Raw genomic sequence first — 15,899 nt, 5'->3', positions numbered from 1 at the left:
AGGGAGTACAAAATGTATAAATTTCTAGCTGGATTCGGATCAATTGTACGTACGTTACTCATGGTGTTTAGCCATGCAACACGTAAACGTGACACGATTTTATATCCAGAAGTTCCGGCTGAACAGATTGTGCCGCCACGCTTTCGTGGTCGTATCGTATTAACGCGTGACCCTGATGGGGAAGAGCGTTGCGTAGCATGTAACCTATGTGCGGTTGCATGTCCGGTTGGCTGTATTTCACTACAAAAAGCAGAAACAGAAGATGGTCGTTGGTATCCGGAGTTTTTCCGTATCAACTTCTCACGTTGTATTTTCTGCGGTATGTGTGAAGAAGCATGTCCAACAACTGCGATTCAGCTCACACCAGACTTCGAGTTAGGCGAATATGTACGTCAAGACCTTGTTTATGAGAAAGAAAACTTACTCATTTCAGGTCCGGGCAAATACCCAGACTACAACTTCTACCGTGTGACGGGTATGGCAATTAACGGTAAAGAGAAAGGTCAAGCACAAAAAGAAAGTGCACCAATCGATGTACGGAGTCTATTACCATGATGTGGCCGTTTTATTTGATGGCACTCGTGGCCATCGTTTCTACGGTTCGTGTAGTGACTAACACGAACCCTGTACACGCTCTACTTAGTCTAATTGTTTCATTGCTTGCTGTTGCTGGTATTTTCATGATCGTGGGGGCACCTTTTGCAGGTGCTCTTGAAATCATCGTTTATGCCGGAGCAATTATGGTTCTGTTTGTCTTCGTGGTGATGATGCTTAACTTAGGTCAACACACCGTTGAACAAGAACGCAAATGGCTTTCTTCAGATGCTTGGGCATATCCAGCACTCATGAGTTTCTTACTCGGCTTGCTTTTAGTTTGGATGCTTGGTGGTGAATACACCACTATTTCAGCACCACTTGGGGCACAAGTGATTGGACCAAAAGTAGTTGGTCAAGCACTCTTTACTCACTATTTATTATTGGTTGAAGTTGCCGCGATGTTATTGCTAGCAGCCCTTGTTGCAGCATACCACTTAGGTAAACGTGAACCAGGTGCAGAAGAGGAAAAAGAATAATGGGCCAGATTCCTTTAGAACATGGTTTGATTGTTGCAACCATCCTTTTTGCACTCGGTTTTTACGGTGTAATGGTGCGACGCAACCTTTTATTTATGTTAATGAGCCTTGAAATCATGATGAATGCTGCAGCATTGGCATTTGTTCTTGCGGGTAGCGTATGGGCACAACCAGATGGGCAAGTGATGTTCATTCTGATTTTGACCCTTGCAGCAGCAGAGGCATGTATCGGTCTTGCGATTGTCCTTCAGTTCTATCATCGCTTCCATCATTTGGATGTGGATGCTGCTAGTGAGATGCGCGGATGAGTTATTTATATCTAACAGTATTATTTCCGCTAATCGGTTTTATTTTATTGGCGGCAGGACGAGACAAACTCTCTGAAAACATTGCAGCAGTTATTGGTGTAGGTTCTGTAGGTTTATCTGCATTATTTGCACTCATTGCTGGAATGGCATTTACCACGAGTGGTCAGCAAGTTTTCGTTCAAAACTTGTGGACATGGTTCAATGTTGGCGGTTTTGCTCCGGGCATTAGCTTACATTTAGATGGCTTATCTTTACTCATGATGGGCATGATCACGGGTGTTGGTTTCTTAATCCACATCTTTGCATCATGGTACATGCGTGGTGAAGAGGGCTATGCGCGTTTCTTCTCTTATTTCAACCTGTTCGTTGCCAGCATGCTTGTGCTTGTATTAGGTGACAACTTGGCGTTGTTATTCTTGGGTTGGGAAGGCGTAGGTCTTTGCTCTTACTTGCTGATTGGTTTCTATTATGCAAACCCTGCAAATGGTTGGGCAGCGATCAAAGCGTTTACAGTGACCCGCGTTGGTGATGTATTCTTGCTTATTGCTTTATTCTTGCTTTACCAACAATTTGGTACGCTGAATACTCAATACATCGTTGAACACGCAGCAGAAGTAATGACGAAGAGTTCGTCACTTACCATCTGGACTGCATTAATGTTGTTCTTGGGTGCTGCTGGTAAATCTGCTCAAATTCCATTGCAAACATGGTTAGCAGATGCGATGGCAGGTCCAACACCTGTTTCTGCATTAATCCACGCTGCCACAATGGTAACGGCTGGTGTGTACTTATGCTGTCGTCTATTCAGCGTATTTGAACTTGCTCCTGAAGTGATGCAATTCATTTCAGTAACTGGCGCGGTAACTTTGTTAGTTGCAGGTTTTGCTGCACTTGTACAAACAGACATCAAACGTATCTTGGCTTACTCAACAATGAGTCAGCTTGGCTATATGTTTATGGCTGTAGGTGCGGAAGCGTATCAAGCTGGCTTGTTCCACATGTTGGCTCACGCATTCTTTAAGGCATTATTATTCTTGTCTTCTGGTGCGGTTATTCTGGCTTACCATCACGAGCAAAACATTTTCAAAATGGGTGGTTTGTTCAAACGTAATAAATTCCTGTTTGCTTGTTTCGCGATTGGTGGCGGTGCATTAGCAGCTATTCCATTCTTGACTATTGGCTTCTTCTCTAAAGATGCGATTCTTGGTGAAGTTTGGGTACAAGGTCAATCAGTTGCCCTATATCACACCTTATATTGGGTGGGTGTAGCAGGTGCATTCCTGACTTCAATCTATACATTCCGTTTAATCTGGGTTGTATTCTTTGGTCAAGAAAACACGCCTTACCATGAAATTAAAGGTGCAACTTACTGGGCTCCATTGGGTATTTTAGCTGTATTGTCTACTTTTGTTGGTGCGGTATTAAAAGCACCGGTAGCAGGTATTCTGAATACTGCAAAAATTCCTGAATTCCATGTCGCTGAACAATTTGTAGAAGGCATGCATGGGGCAGAGCACTTAGCTGTAGGTATTGCACTAGTTGGTCTAGTTGTTGGTATAGCATTATTTACATTTGCTTATGGTGCAGTGAAATCATTCGCTCAAACAAGTTTGGGTGCAGGTCTGGCACATATTTGCCGTACTGCTTTTGGTTTTGATGCATTGTATGACATTGTTTTTGTTAAACCTTATTTATTCTTCGCCAAAATCTTTGGCCGTGATCCGATTGACGGTTTGTGGTTAGTTCTTCCTGCACTCGTGAAAGGCGGAAATAGTTTTACAAGCTCACGTCAAACAGGTTCATTGCGTGAATACGCATCAAGCATGTCACTCGGTGTAGTGGTGTTATTGATGATCTTGATCGTTATTCAGGTAGTGGGGAAATAAAATGGAAAACAATTTAATTTTACCCGCGCTGATCCTTGTTCCGTTCATTGCCGGTTTTATTTGTTGGTTAGTCGACAAGCTCGACAAAACTTTGCCACGCTGGATTGCCTTAATTGGTATGCTCATTACTTTGGGCTTAGGTCTTGCACTTTGGCAAAGTGGAACTTATAGCTACGAGTTGGGTTCTAAAATCCCAACTTGGTCTGCTGAGTTCTATTTACCGTGGATTCAATCACTCGGTATTGGCATTCACTTAGCTGTGGATGGTTTATCTTTACTCATGGTGTTATTAACAGCGTTACTTGGTGTACTTGCTGTTGGTTGTTCATGGGGTGAGATTCAAAAGAACGTTGGTTTCTTCCACTTAAACCTATTATGGAGTTTAGGTGGCGTTATCGGTGTATTCTTAGCGATTGACTTGTTCTTGTTCTTCTTCTTCTGGGAGATGATGCTTGTACCAATCTACTTCTTGATTGCGTTATGGGGTCATAAAGGTTCAAACGGTCGTTCACGTGTTTACGCTGCGACTAAGTTCTTCCTTTACACGCAGATTGCTGGTCTAGTGATGTTAATCGGTATCCTAGGTCTTGTAGTTTATGGCTACATGATGACAGGCATGATCGGTTTTGATTACAACTATTTATTAGCTGTAGCTAACCACTTACCTGCAGGCTTAGCGTACGGTTTCATGATCTGTTTCTTCATCGGTTTTGCGGTGAAATTACCAGTATTCCCATTACACGGTTGGTTGCCAGATGCGCATGCTCAAGCTCCTACAGCAGGTTCTGTAGACTTAGCGGGTATCTTGATTAAAACAGCTGCGTATGGCTTGCTTCGTTTTGTTATTCCATTCTTCCCGACAGCTTCTGCACAGTTTGCAGACATTGCGATTATTTTCGGTTTGATTGGTATTTTCTACGGCGCATGGTGTGCTTACCAGCAAACTGACATGAAACGTTTACTTGCGTATACGTCGATTTCACACATGGGCTTTATCTTACTTGCAATCTATGCAGGTAATATTTTGACCTTCCAAGGTCTAATGATCATGATGTTGGCACATGGTTTGTCATCAGCTGCATTGTTCATTATGTCTGGTCAAATCTACGAACGTTTACATACACGTGATTTACGTTTAATGGGTGGTCTTCGTGGCCAGCTTCAGTACTTGCCATTTTTCTTAATGTTCTTCGTTGCTGCTCTTGTAGGTGTGCCGGGTCTAGGTAACTTTATTGGTGAATTCCTGATTTTGATGGGTTCATTTAATAAATATCCTGTCTTCACGATCCTTGCTTCTATCAGCCTTGTATTCGCAGGTTTATATGGCTTGATCTTGATTCACCGTGCTTTGTTTGGTGAACCAAATCCTGAACAAAAGCAACATTACACTAGTCCATTGAAAGACTTATCTGCTCGTGAAGTTGGTATTTTGATGATTTGTGCGATTGGTCTCGTTTGGCTTGGTATCTACCCACAAACATTCTTGGATGTATCTCATTCAAGCATGCAGTGGTTGGTCAATAGTTATGTACCAGTACAAGAAGTCGTTGAAACTGTTCAGCAAACAGCTACTCAACTTGACCATGTGGAGATCCAATAATCATGAACTTCACAGTATCATACTCTACGCTTATGCCTTTAACTCCGGTGATGATTGTTGCTTTGACAACAATCGTCGTCATGTTGTTAATTTCTATTAAGCGTAATCATAATTTAATCGCAACGACTTCTGTTGTTGGTTTAAACCTCGCTGCACTTTATATTTTATTTGCAGTATTTGGCGGTAAGTTTGTTCCGGCAAATGTGATGGGCATGTTTATGGTTGATCCATTTACCATGTTCTATCAATTTATGATTTTGATTGCGGCATTGGCTTGTTGTACTTTGTCTCACGCCTATATCGAGACTTATAAAGACAACCGCGAAGAACTCTATCTTTTGTTACTTGCTTCAGTAGCAGGTGCAATGTTGATGGTTGCAAGTTCTCATTATGCATCGTTCTTCATTAGCCTTGAATTAATGTCGATCCCTGTATACGGCTTACTTGCTTATACTTATCAACGTAGTAGTTCACTTGAAGCGGGTATCAAATACCTTGTACTTTCAGCAACAGCTTCTGCCATGTTGTTGATGGGTATGGCATATATTTATGCATATACAGGTTCACTTTCATTCTATGATTCTGTACAAGCATTATTTGAAGCAATCAAACAGCCAATGGTGTTATTAGGTTTAGCACTTATTATCTTTGCTGTTGCATTTAAATTGTCGCTTGCGCCGTTCCATAAATGGACTCCGGATGTATATGCAGGCGCACCAGCACCAATGGCAACTTTCTTAGCAACTGCTGCTAAAGTTGCAACAATTGGTTTATTCGTGCGCTATATGCTTGCTTCAGGCGCAATGATGGTGAACTCGTTAGTAACTATTTTGACAATCATTGCTGTATTGTCGATTTTGGTTGGTAACTTACTCGCTGTTCGTCAGGTTAACTTAAAACGTATTCTTGGTTATTCATCTATTGCTCACTTCGGTTATTTGTTAATTGCTTTAATTAGCATGACTTATGCAAGCTTAGGTAGCGTAACTGTATATGTGGTGTCTTATGTATTAACAACTATCGGTGCCTTTGGTGCGGTAGCGTTAATGTCTAGCCCATATAACAACGTAGATGAAGCACAAAGCCTTGCAGATTACCGTGGTTTGTTCTGGCGTCGTCCAGTACTTACAGCAACTTTAACAGTCATGATGTTATCTTTGGCTGGTATTCCATTAACAGCAGGCTTCATTGGTAAGTTCTTGGTGGTAATGGCTGCTGTAACAACTCAACACTGGTTCTTAGCTGCAATGATTATTGTGGGTAGTGGTATCGGTTTGTACTATTACTTACGTGTGATGGTTGTCATGTATATGACCCCACCAGAAACTCCTCGTATTGATGCAGATGCTCATTGGGGACAAAAAGTGGGTGGTTTAATGGTATTGGCTGCTGCTGCATTAGTTATAATTTTGGGTGTTTATCCAGATCCAATGATTAATTTGGCATTAAAAGCAGAAATTTTATCTCCATTACATTTCATGCTTTCACAACAGTAATTCTGGTGTACAAAAAAGCCTCCAAAACTGGAGGCTTTTTTTTATTGAGCGTTAAAAAAAGATTATAATAAATACGTTTTTATATTTTTAGGTAACATCTGTGGCCATTCAAGAAATTCGTCACCCACTTATTCGTCATAAATTAGGTTTGTTACGTCGTGCTGATATCAGTACCAAGAACTTCCGTGAGCTTGCTCAGGAAGTGACTATGTTATTGACGTATGAAGCAACAAAAGATTTACCAGTTGTGGATTGCGAAATTGATGGATGGGCTGGAACTGTTACTACACAGCGTATTGCTGGTAAGAAAATAACGATTGTACCGATTTTACGTGCCGGAATTGGTATGTTGGATGGTGTGCTTAATCTGATTCCAAGCGCAAAGGTGAGTGTTTTAGGTCTTGAGCGTAATGAAGAAACACTAGAAGTTCGTACTTATTATAAAAAACTAGTTCCAGATGTAGCTAACCGTCTTGCGATGATTATTGACCCAATGTTGGCAACAGGTAATTCTTTAGTTGCTGCTATTGATGTGTTAAAGGCGAGTGGCTGTAAAGATATCCGTGTTATGGTGTTAGTTGCCGCTCCAGAAGGTGTTGCTAAAGTTGAAGCAGCTCATCCAGATGTGCAAATTTATACAGCATCTATTGATAATGGCTTAAATGAACAAGGTTATATTGTTCCTGGCTTGGGCGATGCTGGCGATAAAATTTTTGGTAGTGTACAAAAAGATTAATTTTTTGAAATCGTAATAAAAAGAGACTTCATTAAACCGTATAATTTTAAAACGGAATCGTGAGTCTCTTTTTTATTTACCGCAACAACTGGATTGGAAAAATAGGGGAAAGATCATGAAGCAAGAGTTTTATACTGGATGGGTAAAACAATATAACCCTGATAAAGGGTTTGGTTTTATTGAAACTAGTGAAGGAGATATTTTCTTTCATATTTCTGATTTCCCTGCATCAGAGGGCGAACCGAAAAGAAATGAAAAAGTAAGATTTCTTGCCGCAGATAATCAGGGCAAATTTAAAGCGATCAAAATTGAGCGTGTTGACCCAAATCCTGCGAAAACCAAGAAAAATAAAATTGCGGATCACAATAAAGCGATCACAAGTGAATTGTTGTCAAATTTTCGACGTTAATTAAAGAAAAGATCAGGTTTTAAACCTGATCTTCACAAAATTGTAAGAATGCTTTGAGGCCTGGACCCTGATACTTTTGACGGTGTACCAGCATATAAAGCGGGCGGGTAAGCTGCCAAAATGGTGTATCTAAAATTACTAATTGTCCCTTTTCAATTAGAGGTTCAATAGCAAGTTTAGAAATACATGACATACCTAAACCACCAGCAACAATTTTTAAGATTGCTTCATTGTGACCTAGGGTGAGGCGAATATTCGCGTCTGGTAGATCTTGCAATATAGCGTTATCAAAAACTTCACGCGTTCCTGAACCTTCTTCACGTAAAATCCATTCGATTTGAAGAAAATCATGAGCTGTTAAAGGTCTATTTAAGCGTGCTAATGGATGATTTGGAGAGCAGCATACTGCAAGCTCATCATCACGCCAGTGGATACATTGGAGCTGAGGTAAATGACATGATCCTTCAATTAAAGCTAAATCAAGTTGGAATTGATTAACTGCTTCAATCATTTGGCGTGTATTGCCCACCTGTAATTGCAAATGTGCTTTAGGATGATGCTGTAAAAAGTTTGCCATTAAATCTGGCATGAGGTAATCACTAATTGTTAAAGTGGCCCCAATACGTAAATCAATGCTTTGCAATTCACCTTTTGCAGCTTGCTCAAAAGCTTCACAGCGACCTAATATTTCTAGGGCTTGTGGTAATAGAAAACGACCTAAATCATTAAGCTGTAATCGTTTACCTAAACGATCAAATAGAGGAGCACCAAGGCCATCCTCTAAATCTGCTAAAGCCATACTTGCTGCACTTTGCGTCAGTCTGACCGCATCACTGGCTTTAGTGACAGTTCCTTCTTGAGCGACTGCTACAAAAACAGCCAACTGGCGTAATGTCATGCGCATGTTTAAAAAGCCTTAACGTTTAAAAGTATTCATTATTTCGGCTGTCATGCTAACATGAGCGCACTATTTCATGCCACGTTGAAATCATGTCAATTGAAAAATTTAGCGTAGAAAAAGTTTTATCTGTACACCGCTGGACCCCAACTCTTTTCAGTTTCACCATGACTCGCCCTGCACATTTTAAATTTACGGCTGGGCAATTTGCACGTATTGGGCTGAAAGTTGGAGAGGAGCTTGTTGTCCGTGCTTATTCGGTTGTCTCTTCACCATTTGATGAAACGCTTGAATTCTTCTCGATTGTAGTGCCAGATGGTGCATTTACTTCAAATCTTCAACATCTAAAAGTAGATGATGAGCTTTACTTAGAAAAAATACCTTATGGCTATTTGACCTTAGCTCGCTATCAACAGCCTTTACCGCATGATTTATGGTTACTGGCAACAGGTACAGGTTTAGCTCCATTTTTATCGATGCTACAAGACTTTGAAACTTGGTCTAATTATCAAAAGATTAATTTGGTCTACAGTGTCCGTACTGCAGCTGAATTGGCTTATGTCGATCGTATTCAAGAGATTGCTGAAACTTTTGGAGAGGGGCATGACGGTTTTAAATTTATTTCAATTATTACCCGTGATCCATCTGCGCCATTGCATGATCGTTTGCCGATTCTGATTGAAAATGGTGAACTAGAAAAATCTGCTGGTATAGAACTGAACCCTGCCACTAGCCATGTCATGCTTTGCGGAAATCCGCAAATGGTAGATGACACTAAAGAGGCTTTAAAACGACGTGGTTTGACGATGAATCGTCGAGGTGAGGGAAATATTGCGGTAGAAAATTACTGGTAATAAATCTTATTTTGAAAGAACTTTAAAATTAATTTTATGGATATGTTTATTAGTGGACAAACATATCCATAAATTCGCGAATTTCTGCAATTGCACTATCTACATCAGTTGAAAGCCAAGTTGGTTCAAAAAGACCTGCATAATGTTCCAAACGATCTTGAGGGACAACTAAGCGAACAGGGCAGTCTTCTTCAAGTAAACGCCAAGGTAAAATCGGAACTTCATTGTCCAAAAAAATATTAATATTACGAATATCAACAATCATGGCATTAATGCAGTCAGGAAACGGCATGACGGAAAATTCTTCAGTACGGCGACGAAAATACTCTAAATCACCCCATTTGAGTTCATAACTTGGTTTATTAAATTCAATAATACCAATGAGATGTTCGTCTCTCGTCTGATGTAAATAACATTGATGTGTGACGTCAGTGTCGAGATCAAGTGTTACGTTTTGCTGACGATACATCATAAAATAGAGCAGCTTTAAAACAAGGGGGCTTATTATAGCCTATTTTATAAAAAGTGACCGCTAAAACATATTGTATTACAAATAGAACATTGAAGAAGCTCGGGCATAACTCATCATTATTTTTAGAGGGTAAAATAATTTCGACTAAATTTTATACTGTTTTTATGATTTTAATAGTAGAGTTTTGCAACTACAGACACCTTAGCATAATGCTTTTTCACACAATGCAACAAACCGAATTGCTATGATGATTATAAAGTTAATGATAAAAGAAGAGGGGAAAGAAGATGCATGATTTTTCAAAACCACCTCATGTGACGAGTCCTGAAGAAACTGCGAAAAAAAGAAGATTGCCAGTTTACATTTTAATTATTGTTGGGCTTTTTCTTATTGCACTGATCGTCTACATGGTTGCTGATCACAGCAAAACACCTAAAGAAGAAGCCGCTTTTCAACATGAGGACACACCACATGTCATTAAGAGCACTTCAGATTTGAATATTTATAAAGGGTAATAAGCTAAACAGTATATCTTTATAGAAAGTCTTTAGGACGTGACCTGAAGGCTTTTTTTGCAACCTTTTGCATCAATTTGTTGTATTTATGCAGAACTGTGTTGATTAGAAAATATTCAAAACATAAGGTGAGATAGACCGCATTCATCGTCATTTTTAACAACGAAAAGTGTTTTCACTATTGATAGCACTGAAAAGAACATAACAATTGAGGACATAACAATATGAATGAATTTTTTGATGGGCCTCGCGGCGCTCAGTTTGATGCGATGTATTACTGGGATCAGTTTCATCCTATTTTAGCTGCAATCGTCATCTTACTGGTAGGCTGGATAATTGCTTTATTAGTTGCGGCAGGGGTTAAAAAACTTCTGCAAAAAGTAAATACCAATGCAAAATTATCTTCAGCAACTGGGCGTACTCCAAATATAGAAGGCCTTATTTCAAAAGTCGTATTCTGGTTTATTTTAATCTTGGCTGTAGTGGCAGCTCTCAATGTACTTAACATTAGTGGAGTAAGTGGCCCGTTCAGCAATATGGTGAATCAGGTACTCGTCTATATTCCAAATATTATTGCTGCTGTTGTGGTCGGTTTTATTGGTTGGATCGTTGCTCGACTGGTGCGAGCAGGGGTGACCAATGTTTTATCGCGAACTCAACTGGATGATAAGTTAAGCAGTGAAGTGGGTGTAGGTGGAATTAGCCAAAATATTGGTGAAATTCTTTACTGGCTTGTATTGTTACTTTTCCTTCCGATTGTTCTTTCAATACTAGGATTAACAGGCTTACTGATTCCAGTTCAAAATATGGTAAATGACGCCGTAGCGTTTTTACCAAATATCTTTATTGCTGGCGTTATCGTTTTTGTTGGTTATATCTTGGCAAAAATTGTACGCGGTATTGTTGAAGGTTTGGTAAATAGCCTAGGTGTTCAGGCTCAAGCTGAAAAAATTGGTCTTTTCAAAAGCTCTAACGTAGGCAAATTCTTAGGTTCATTTGTTTTCGCAATCATCATTATTACCACTTTGATTGTAGCGTTTGAAGCTTTAGGTATTGAGACAATTTCTCAGCCAGCAACAGCAATGCTCAATGAAATCTTGCAAGCGATTCCAAACATTATTGCTGCTGGTTTAATTCTACTGGTTGCTTATATTGTTTCTCGTTTTGTTGGCCGCTTAGTCGCTGAATTAATTGCAGGTACAGGTGTTGATGAAATTCCTGCAAAGTTAGATGTACAACGCTTTTTAGGTCAAACTAAAGTTTCTAATGCAGTTGGCTGGTTAATTGTATTCTTTACGATGCTGTTTGCAGTTTCTGAAGCTGCAGATCGTCTTGGTTTCGATCAAATTAGTGGTCTAATTGCAATGTTTATCCATTTCGGTGCAAACATTCTATTGGGCGCTGTAATCTTGGTTATTGGTTTCTGGCTTGCCAATGTTGTGGCGAACGTGGTTCAACGCGGCGAATATAATAGCTCGCGTTGGTTAGGTAGTTTAGTTCGTGTGTTAATTATTGGTCTCGTACTTGCGCTTGGTTTAAGAGCGATGGGTATTGCAGATTCAATCGTTAACCTTGCATTTGGTTTGACTCTAGGCGCAGTGGCAGTTGCTTTCGCTCTTGCATTTGGTTTAGGTGGACGCCAACCAGCAGAAAGACTGTTGAGTGATTTGTTAGATAAAGCTAAAAAAGAAGCGAATGAACCAAATCCTCTGTACCAACCACCTTCTACTACCACTACGAGTAGTCCATCTGCTGGTAGCTCATCTGCAACGCCTACTTCTTCAACATCTACAGTTGCACCGACGACTACAACTTCACCTTCAACAGTGTCATCTGACGCAAAACCAGCTGATTCTGCGCAAGTAAATCCAGCACAACCACCAGTAAATAAACCTTTTGGATCTACTGGAGAAAATGACGAAATTTAGTAGATGAAACTAATTTTCAGATAAACAGTACAAAAAATCTTTGATTTTTGTGATAAGTTCGACCACTCTATATTGAGTGGTCGTCCTTTTTTGGTCGTTATAAAAACAAATAAGTGAGGAAAATACGATGAAGAAACCAGGTCGTTTTTTAGCACCGATTGTCATTGCGGGAATTACCGTAGGTTTTTTAGCAAGTGCTTATAAATTTGCATTTAACAAATCTAATTCATCAAAACAGACAACAACTCATACGCGTAATTCTGAAAAATCGTCAAATGATTCGAAAGCCTCAAATTAGCTTATTCATCATTTAAACATATTGTGCTGCTGCATAAGCGGAAGACCAAGCCCATTGGAAGTTATAACCTCCTAAATGGCCAGTCACATCAAGTACTTCGCCAATAAAAAACAGTCCTTTTTGCTTTTTACTTTCCATGGTTTTGGAAGATACTTCAGTTGTATCCACTCCACCTAAAGTAACTTCGGCAGTACGATATCCTTCTGTACCTGATGGTTTTACAGCAAAACCATGTAATTGCTCGGCAATATGATCTAGCTGTGCATCACTGATATTACCAATCGCTGTTTCACTCTGTTCTGGCCAGATGAGTTGCTGTAACTCTTGCACAATACTTTTTGCCGTAAATTCGTTCAGAAGAGTACGCAATAAAACTTTAGGTTGGGCTTTCTTTTTATCTTTTAAATAAGTTGCTAAATCTTGGCTTGGGAAAAAGTCAATTTTAAAACTTTCACCAGTATTCCAATAGTTTGAAAGCTGTAGGGAGCTTGGTCCACTTAAGCCACGATGCGTAAACAATAATGCTTCAGTAAAGCTATTTTTTGAGTTACTTAGAGTCACATCTAAAGCATTACCACTAAGGCGTGTAGTGACCTCTTTAATATGATCTGAAAAAGTAAACGGGACTAAACCTGCGCGGGTTGGGAAAATTTGATGACCAAATTTTTGTGCCAATTCATAGCCAAAACCTGAACCGCCCAAAGTCGGAATAGATAAGCCGCCTGTAGCCACCACTAATGACTCACAACTAAACCGACCTTGATTTGTGTGTACAGTAAAACCGCCTTTTTCTAAGGAATCAATCTGGACAGCTTCGCATTGGGTTTGAATATCAACATTGTTGGTTTTATTGCATTCACTCACCAGCATTTCTAAAATTTCTTTAGCGCCATTTAGCGTGAATAATTGCCCGTGTTTTCGTTCTTCATAAGCAATTTTATAATCACATACCAGACCAATAAAGTCCCAATTGCTATAGCGGGATAGGGCAGAAATAACAAAGTGTGGATTATGAGAAATATAATTATCAGGCTCTACATATAGGTTGGTAAAGTTACACTTACCGCCGCCTGACATTAAAATCTTTTTACCAATTTTATTGGCTTTTTCTAAAATTAAAACCGAGCGTCCTCGTTTAGCAGCATGTGCAGCCAACATGAGTCCAGAAGCACCTGCACCTAAGACAATGACATCGACATGACTGTTAGACATAAGAAATTCTCGATTAATCGTGAAAATTAAAAAGGGGCATATACTATCATGCCGAGCCTTAGTCGTGCTAAAGACATTTACCGCTGTGGTGAATAATACGACGTGAAAATAAGTAAGTTATTGATGTGATTTATTTCTTATATCTGCCTGTAAACCACCTGAATGGATTGCCAGAATGCGTGTTCCCTCAGCAAAGTAATTATTCTTTATAAGATCAAACAGACCAAACATCATCTTTCCCGTATAGATCGGTTCAAGTGGTACTGAATGCTGCTCTTCAAAAATTTCTATAAATGCCAATAGCTCGGGTGAAGTTTTTGCATATCCGCCACAGCAGTATGCATCTGTCAGCGACCAATTTTGTTTTTGGGTCCACTGCCGAATTTCTTGGTGTAAAAAGTCGCCTTTTAAAGCCGAAAATCCTAGAACCTTTTGATGAGGGGTGCTTCGTTCAATGAGCCCTGAAATCGTTCCACCAGTTCCGACTGCACAGCAAATGACATCATAGTTTTGCAAATCGCTTTGACTGAGAATCTCCTGACAACCTTGTACTGCCAGTTCATTGGTACCGCCTTCGGGAATAATATAGGTTTGTGAAAAGTGATGACGTAATTGTTGAAGATAGTTTGCATCATCCCGTAAGCGGTATTCATTGCGTGAGACAAAATGTAGATGCATTCCTAAACTTTGAGCTTTTGCTAAGGTTGGATTGAGAGGTTTGCTCGCCAATTCTTCACCACGAATAACACCTACACTTTTTAAGCCAAAAAGATGAGCTGCATAGGCAGTCGCGGCAATATGGTTGGAATAAGCCCCACCAAAAGTCAAAATACTTGATAAATTTTGTTGTTTTGCGACAAGCAAATTGTATTTCAATTTGAAAAACTTATTACCCGAAATTTGAGGGTGAATTAGATCTAACCGCTTAATGTCGAGATGCAAGGGATAGGGGAGTTGAATATGTTGATGAGGAACTGATTGAGCAATGTGATCAAACATTAGAAATTGAGAAAAATAATGATTGATCACATTGTAGCTTTTTAAAGAGAACTTTAAAAAGCTGTTTACGAACTTGTATCGACAGAAGTAACCACTGACATGCCAGGACGTAAATGTTCCATCCCTTCCTGATTTGGATCAATGGTAATACGTACGGCAATCCGTTGAACCACTTTAGTAAAGTTACCTGTTGCATTATCAGGCTTTAATACACTGAACTCAGAACCAGCGGCAGGTGAGATCTGTTCAACATATCCTGTAAATTTTTTATGTTTCATGGCGTCGACTGTGAACCACGCCTTTTGACCAATTCGCATATTAGCAATTTGGGTCTCTTTGAAGTTAGCGATTACCCAAGTTTGCTGTGGAATGAGATAGAGTAATTGGGAACCTGCTGCTACATATTGCCCAACACGAGGATTCACCTCACCAAGTTGACCATCCATTGGAGCAACAATAACACTGTAGTCTTTGGTGGTTTGCGCTTGGTCTAATTGAGCCTTAGCACTTGAAACCTGTGCTTCTAAACCTGCTTTTGCGACTTGTGCTGTTTTTAGCGCTTCATTTGCAACTAAAACATTGGCTTCTGCCTGTTTAAGGGCGGCAAGGTTATTTTCAGCATCTGCTGCGGCTTTATCCTGCTCAGATTTAGAAGCCGCGCCACTATTTCCTAACTGTTGATAGCGTCTAAGCTGTGCTAAAGAAAGTTCATATTGAGCTCTTGCTTGATCTACTTTAGCTTGGGCAGCCACAATATCAGCTTGTTTTTGTGCAATGGATTGGGTTTGATTGGCTAAAGTATTTTTGGCCTGTTCTACCCCCGAAGCCGCTTGTGCTACTTTTTGGTCGTAAGTAGTTGCATCGATATGCATAAGCACTTGACCCTTTTTAACATGGTCAAAGTCTTTAACAACTACATCCTTAACGTAACCATTAATTTGTGACGATAAAATCGTGGTTTTACCTTTGACATAACTATTGTCAGTTTGCTGAACACTCGTTGCAAAAGGTCCGATTCTCCATGCCCATAAAATCACTAAAATACCGACAATAAGAACACCTAACATCCATAACAGTGTTGAGCGTTTTGTCGGAATCAGTTTACTTGCAGGTGCAGGTGCAGGTGTTGGCTCGTTGGCGGGTGCCTGAGCTGGTGTTGGTTCTGGTTTGTTTTGATCATCTGGCATATATCAATCTCAATTTCTATTTCATCAA

The 15,899-nt window shown here is 39.8% G+C and carries 17 protein-coding genes; 12 read left to right on the top strand and 5 right to left on the bottom strand.

The genetic code is table 11. The features are described 5' to 3' along the window. The first annotated feature begins 12 nt into the window (after window positions 1-12). The 8 genes from nuoI to SOI76_RS14720 all read left to right on the top strand — a co-directional run bounded on the left by nuoI (window position 13) and on the right by SOI76_RS14720 (window position 7,508). Window positions 13-555: an NADH-quinone oxidoreductase subunit NuoI gene (gene nuoI / locus SOI76_RS14755; protein ID WP_002120012.1), complete on the top strand. Its 543-nt coding sequence runs from the start codon at window positions 13-15 to the stop codon at window positions 553-555. Then, a complete protein-coding gene (gene nuoJ, locus SOI76_RS14750; protein WP_014205902.1) occupies window positions 555-1,073 on the top strand; it encodes an NADH-quinone oxidoreductase subunit J in 519 nt (172 codons plus the stop codon). Before nuoI ends, nuoJ begins: the two co-directional genes overlap by 1 nt. After that, the gene (gene nuoK / locus SOI76_RS14745) at window positions 1,073-1,381 is read left to right on the top strand and encodes an NADH-quinone oxidoreductase subunit NuoK (protein ID WP_000529822.1); all 309 of its coding nucleotides are present in this window, start codon (window positions 1,073-1,075) and stop codon (window positions 1,379-1,381) included. Before nuoJ ends, nuoK begins: the two co-directional genes overlap by 1 nt. Further along, complete coding sequence (gene nuoL, locus SOI76_RS14740; RefSeq protein WP_104080127.1) at window positions 1,378-3,267, top strand: NADH-quinone oxidoreductase subunit L; 1,890 nt, start codon at window positions 1,378-1,380, stop codon at window positions 3,265-3,267. The genes nuoK and nuoL overlap by 4 nt, the downstream gene beginning before the upstream one ends. A gap of 1 nt (window position 3,268) precedes the next feature. Further along, window positions 3,269-4,867 (top strand): NADH-quinone oxidoreductase subunit M, encoded by a 1,599-nt coding sequence (gene nuoM, locus SOI76_RS14735; protein ID WP_002120006.1) that lies wholly within the window; start codon window positions 3,269-3,271, stop codon window positions 4,865-4,867. 2 nt (window positions 4,868-4,869) lie between these two features. Further along, a complete protein-coding gene (gene nuoN / locus SOI76_RS14730; protein ID WP_057074980.1) occupies window positions 4,870-6,363 on the top strand; it encodes an NADH-quinone oxidoreductase subunit NuoN in 1,494 nt (497 codons plus the stop codon). 100 nt (window positions 6,364-6,463) lie between these two features. Further along, entirely contained in the window at window positions 6,464-7,099 is a 636-nt protein-coding gene (upp, locus tag SOI76_RS14725; protein WP_002120045.1) for a uracil phosphoribosyltransferase, read from the top strand. Window positions 7,100-7,214: 115 nt separating this feature from the next. Further along, window positions 7,215-7,508, top strand: coding sequence for a cold shock domain-containing protein (locus SOI76_RS14720; RefSeq protein WP_069124170.1), 294 nt, complete (start codon window positions 7,215-7,217; stop codon window positions 7,506-7,508). A 19-nt stretch (window positions 7,509-7,527) separates the two neighbouring features. On the opposite strand, the gene gigC is transcribed toward SOI76_RS14720, so the two are convergent. Then, on the bottom strand, window positions 7,528-8,412 hold the full coding sequence (gene gigC / locus SOI76_RS14715) for a LysR family transcriptional regulator GigC (RefSeq protein ID WP_104080128.1): 885 nt from the start codon (window positions 8,410-8,412) through the stop codon (window positions 7,528-7,530). A gap of 86 nt (window positions 8,413-8,498) precedes the next feature. On the opposite strand from gigC, the gene fpr reads away from it, so the two are divergent. Continuing rightward, window positions 8,499-9,260, top strand: coding sequence for a ferredoxin--NADP reductase (gene fpr, locus SOI76_RS14710; RefSeq protein ID WP_009393896.1), 762 nt, complete (start codon window positions 8,499-8,501; stop codon window positions 9,258-9,260). A 49-nt stretch (window positions 9,261-9,309) separates the two neighbouring features. Here fpr and SOI76_RS14705 read toward each other — a convergent pair whose 3' ends face one another. After that, window positions 9,310-9,729 carry a hypothetical protein gene (locus SOI76_RS14705; protein WP_171067949.1) on the bottom strand — a complete coding sequence of 140 codons (420 nt, stop codon included), beginning with the start codon at window positions 9,727-9,729 and terminating at the stop codon, window positions 9,310-9,312. A 290-nt stretch (window positions 9,730-10,019) separates the two neighbouring features. Here SOI76_RS14705 and SOI76_RS14700 point away from each other — a divergent pair, with 290 nt between their 5' ends. The 3 genes from SOI76_RS14700 (at window position 10,020) to SOI76_RS14690 (ending at window position 12,473) form a co-directional block, all read left to right on the top strand. Next, window positions 10,020-10,247 carry a hypothetical protein gene (locus tag SOI76_RS14700; RefSeq protein ID WP_104080129.1) on the top strand — a complete coding sequence of 76 codons (228 nt, stop codon included), beginning with the start codon at window positions 10,020-10,022 and terminating at the stop codon, window positions 10,245-10,247. Window positions 10,248-10,471: 224 nt separating this feature from the next. Continuing rightward, window positions 10,472-12,175, top strand: coding sequence for a mechanosensitive ion channel (locus SOI76_RS14695; RefSeq protein ID WP_104080130.1), 1,704 nt, complete (start codon window positions 10,472-10,474; stop codon window positions 12,173-12,175). A gap of 127 nt (window positions 12,176-12,302) precedes the next feature. Continuing rightward, window positions 12,303-12,473: a hypothetical protein gene (locus SOI76_RS14690; protein ID WP_104080131.1), complete on the top strand. Its 171-nt coding sequence runs from the start codon at window positions 12,303-12,305 to the stop codon at window positions 12,471-12,473. Between the two features lie 12 nt (window positions 12,474-12,485). On the opposite strand, the gene SOI76_RS14685 is transcribed toward SOI76_RS14690, so the two are convergent. The 3 genes from SOI76_RS14685 to hlyD all read right to left on the bottom strand — a co-directional run bounded on the left by SOI76_RS14685 (window position 12,486) and on the right by hlyD (window position 15,871). Continuing rightward, window positions 12,486-13,685: an NAD(P)/FAD-dependent oxidoreductase gene (locus tag SOI76_RS14685; RefSeq protein WP_104080132.1), complete on the bottom strand. Its 1,200-nt coding sequence runs from the start codon at window positions 13,683-13,685 to the stop codon at window positions 12,486-12,488. A gap of 117 nt (window positions 13,686-13,802) precedes the next feature. Beyond that, on the bottom strand, window positions 13,803-14,684 hold the full coding sequence (gene dcyD / locus SOI76_RS14680; protein WP_104080133.1) for a 1-aminocyclopropane-1-carboxylate deaminase/D-cysteine desulfhydrase: 882 nt from the start codon (window positions 14,682-14,684) through the stop codon (window positions 13,803-13,805). A gap of 65 nt (window positions 14,685-14,749) precedes the next feature. Then, on the bottom strand, window positions 14,750-15,871 hold the full coding sequence (gene hlyD, locus SOI76_RS14675; protein WP_104080134.1) for an HlyD family secretion protein: 1,122 nt from the start codon (window positions 15,869-15,871) through the stop codon (window positions 14,750-14,752). Window positions 15,872-15,899: the final 28 nt, after the last annotated feature.

It is taken from the genome of Acinetobacter pittii (assembly GCF_034064985.1).
GTDB classification, from domain to species: domain Bacteria; phylum Pseudomonadota; class Gammaproteobacteria; order Pseudomonadales; family Moraxellaceae; genus Acinetobacter; species Acinetobacter pittii_H.
This window is presented reverse-complemented; position numbering and strand designations above follow the sequence as displayed.

Coding starts and splice junctions, on each gene's coding strand:
- hlyD (WP_104080134.1), bottom strand. CDS start 15,871: ATGCCAGATGATCAAAACAAACCAGAACCAACACCAGCTCAGGCACCC.
- gigC (WP_104080128.1), bottom strand. CDS start 8,412: ATGCGCATGACATTACGCCAGTTGGCTGTTTTTGTAGCAGTCGCTCAA.
- dcyD (WP_104080133.1), bottom strand. CDS start 14,684: ATGTTTGATCACATTGCTCAATCAGTTCCTCATCAACATATTCAACTC.
- nuoK (WP_000529822.1), top strand. CDS start 1,073: ATGGGCCAGATTCCTTTAGAACATGGTTTGATTGTTGCAACCATCCTT.
- SOI76_RS14690 (WP_104080131.1), top strand. CDS start 12,303: ATGAAGAAACCAGGTCGTTTTTTAGCACCGATTGTCATTGCGGGAATT.
- SOI76_RS14685 (WP_104080132.1), bottom strand. CDS start 13,685: ATGTCTAACAGTCATGTCGATGTCATTGTCTTAGGTGCAGGTGCTTCT.
- nuoL (WP_104080127.1), top strand. CDS start 1,378: ATGAGTTATTTATATCTAACAGTATTATTTCCGCTAATCGGTTTTATT.
- SOI76_RS14700 (WP_104080129.1), top strand. CDS start 10,020: ATGCATGATTTTTCAAAACCACCTCATGTGACGAGTCCTGAAGAAACT.
- SOI76_RS14695 (WP_104080130.1), top strand. CDS start 10,472: ATGAATGAATTTTTTGATGGGCCTCGCGGCGCTCAGTTTGATGCGATG.
- nuoM (WP_002120006.1), top strand. CDS start 3,269: ATGGAAAACAATTTAATTTTACCCGCGCTGATCCTTGTTCCGTTCATT.
- nuoI (WP_002120012.1), top strand. CDS start 13: ATGTATAAATTTCTAGCTGGATTCGGATCAATTGTACGTACGTTACTC.
- SOI76_RS14705 (WP_171067949.1), bottom strand. CDS start 9,729: ATGTATCGTCAGCAAAACGTAACACTTGATCTCGACACTGACGTCACA.
- SOI76_RS14720 (WP_069124170.1), top strand. CDS start 7,215: ATGAAGCAAGAGTTTTATACTGGATGGGTAAAACAATATAACCCTGAT.
- nuoN (WP_057074980.1), top strand. CDS start 4,870: ATGAACTTCACAGTATCATACTCTACGCTTATGCCTTTAACTCCGGTG.
- fpr (WP_009393896.1), top strand. CDS start 8,499: ATGTCAATTGAAAAATTTAGCGTAGAAAAAGTTTTATCTGTACACCGC.
- nuoJ (WP_014205902.1), top strand. CDS start 555: ATGTGGCCGTTTTATTTGATGGCACTCGTGGCCATCGTTTCTACGGTT.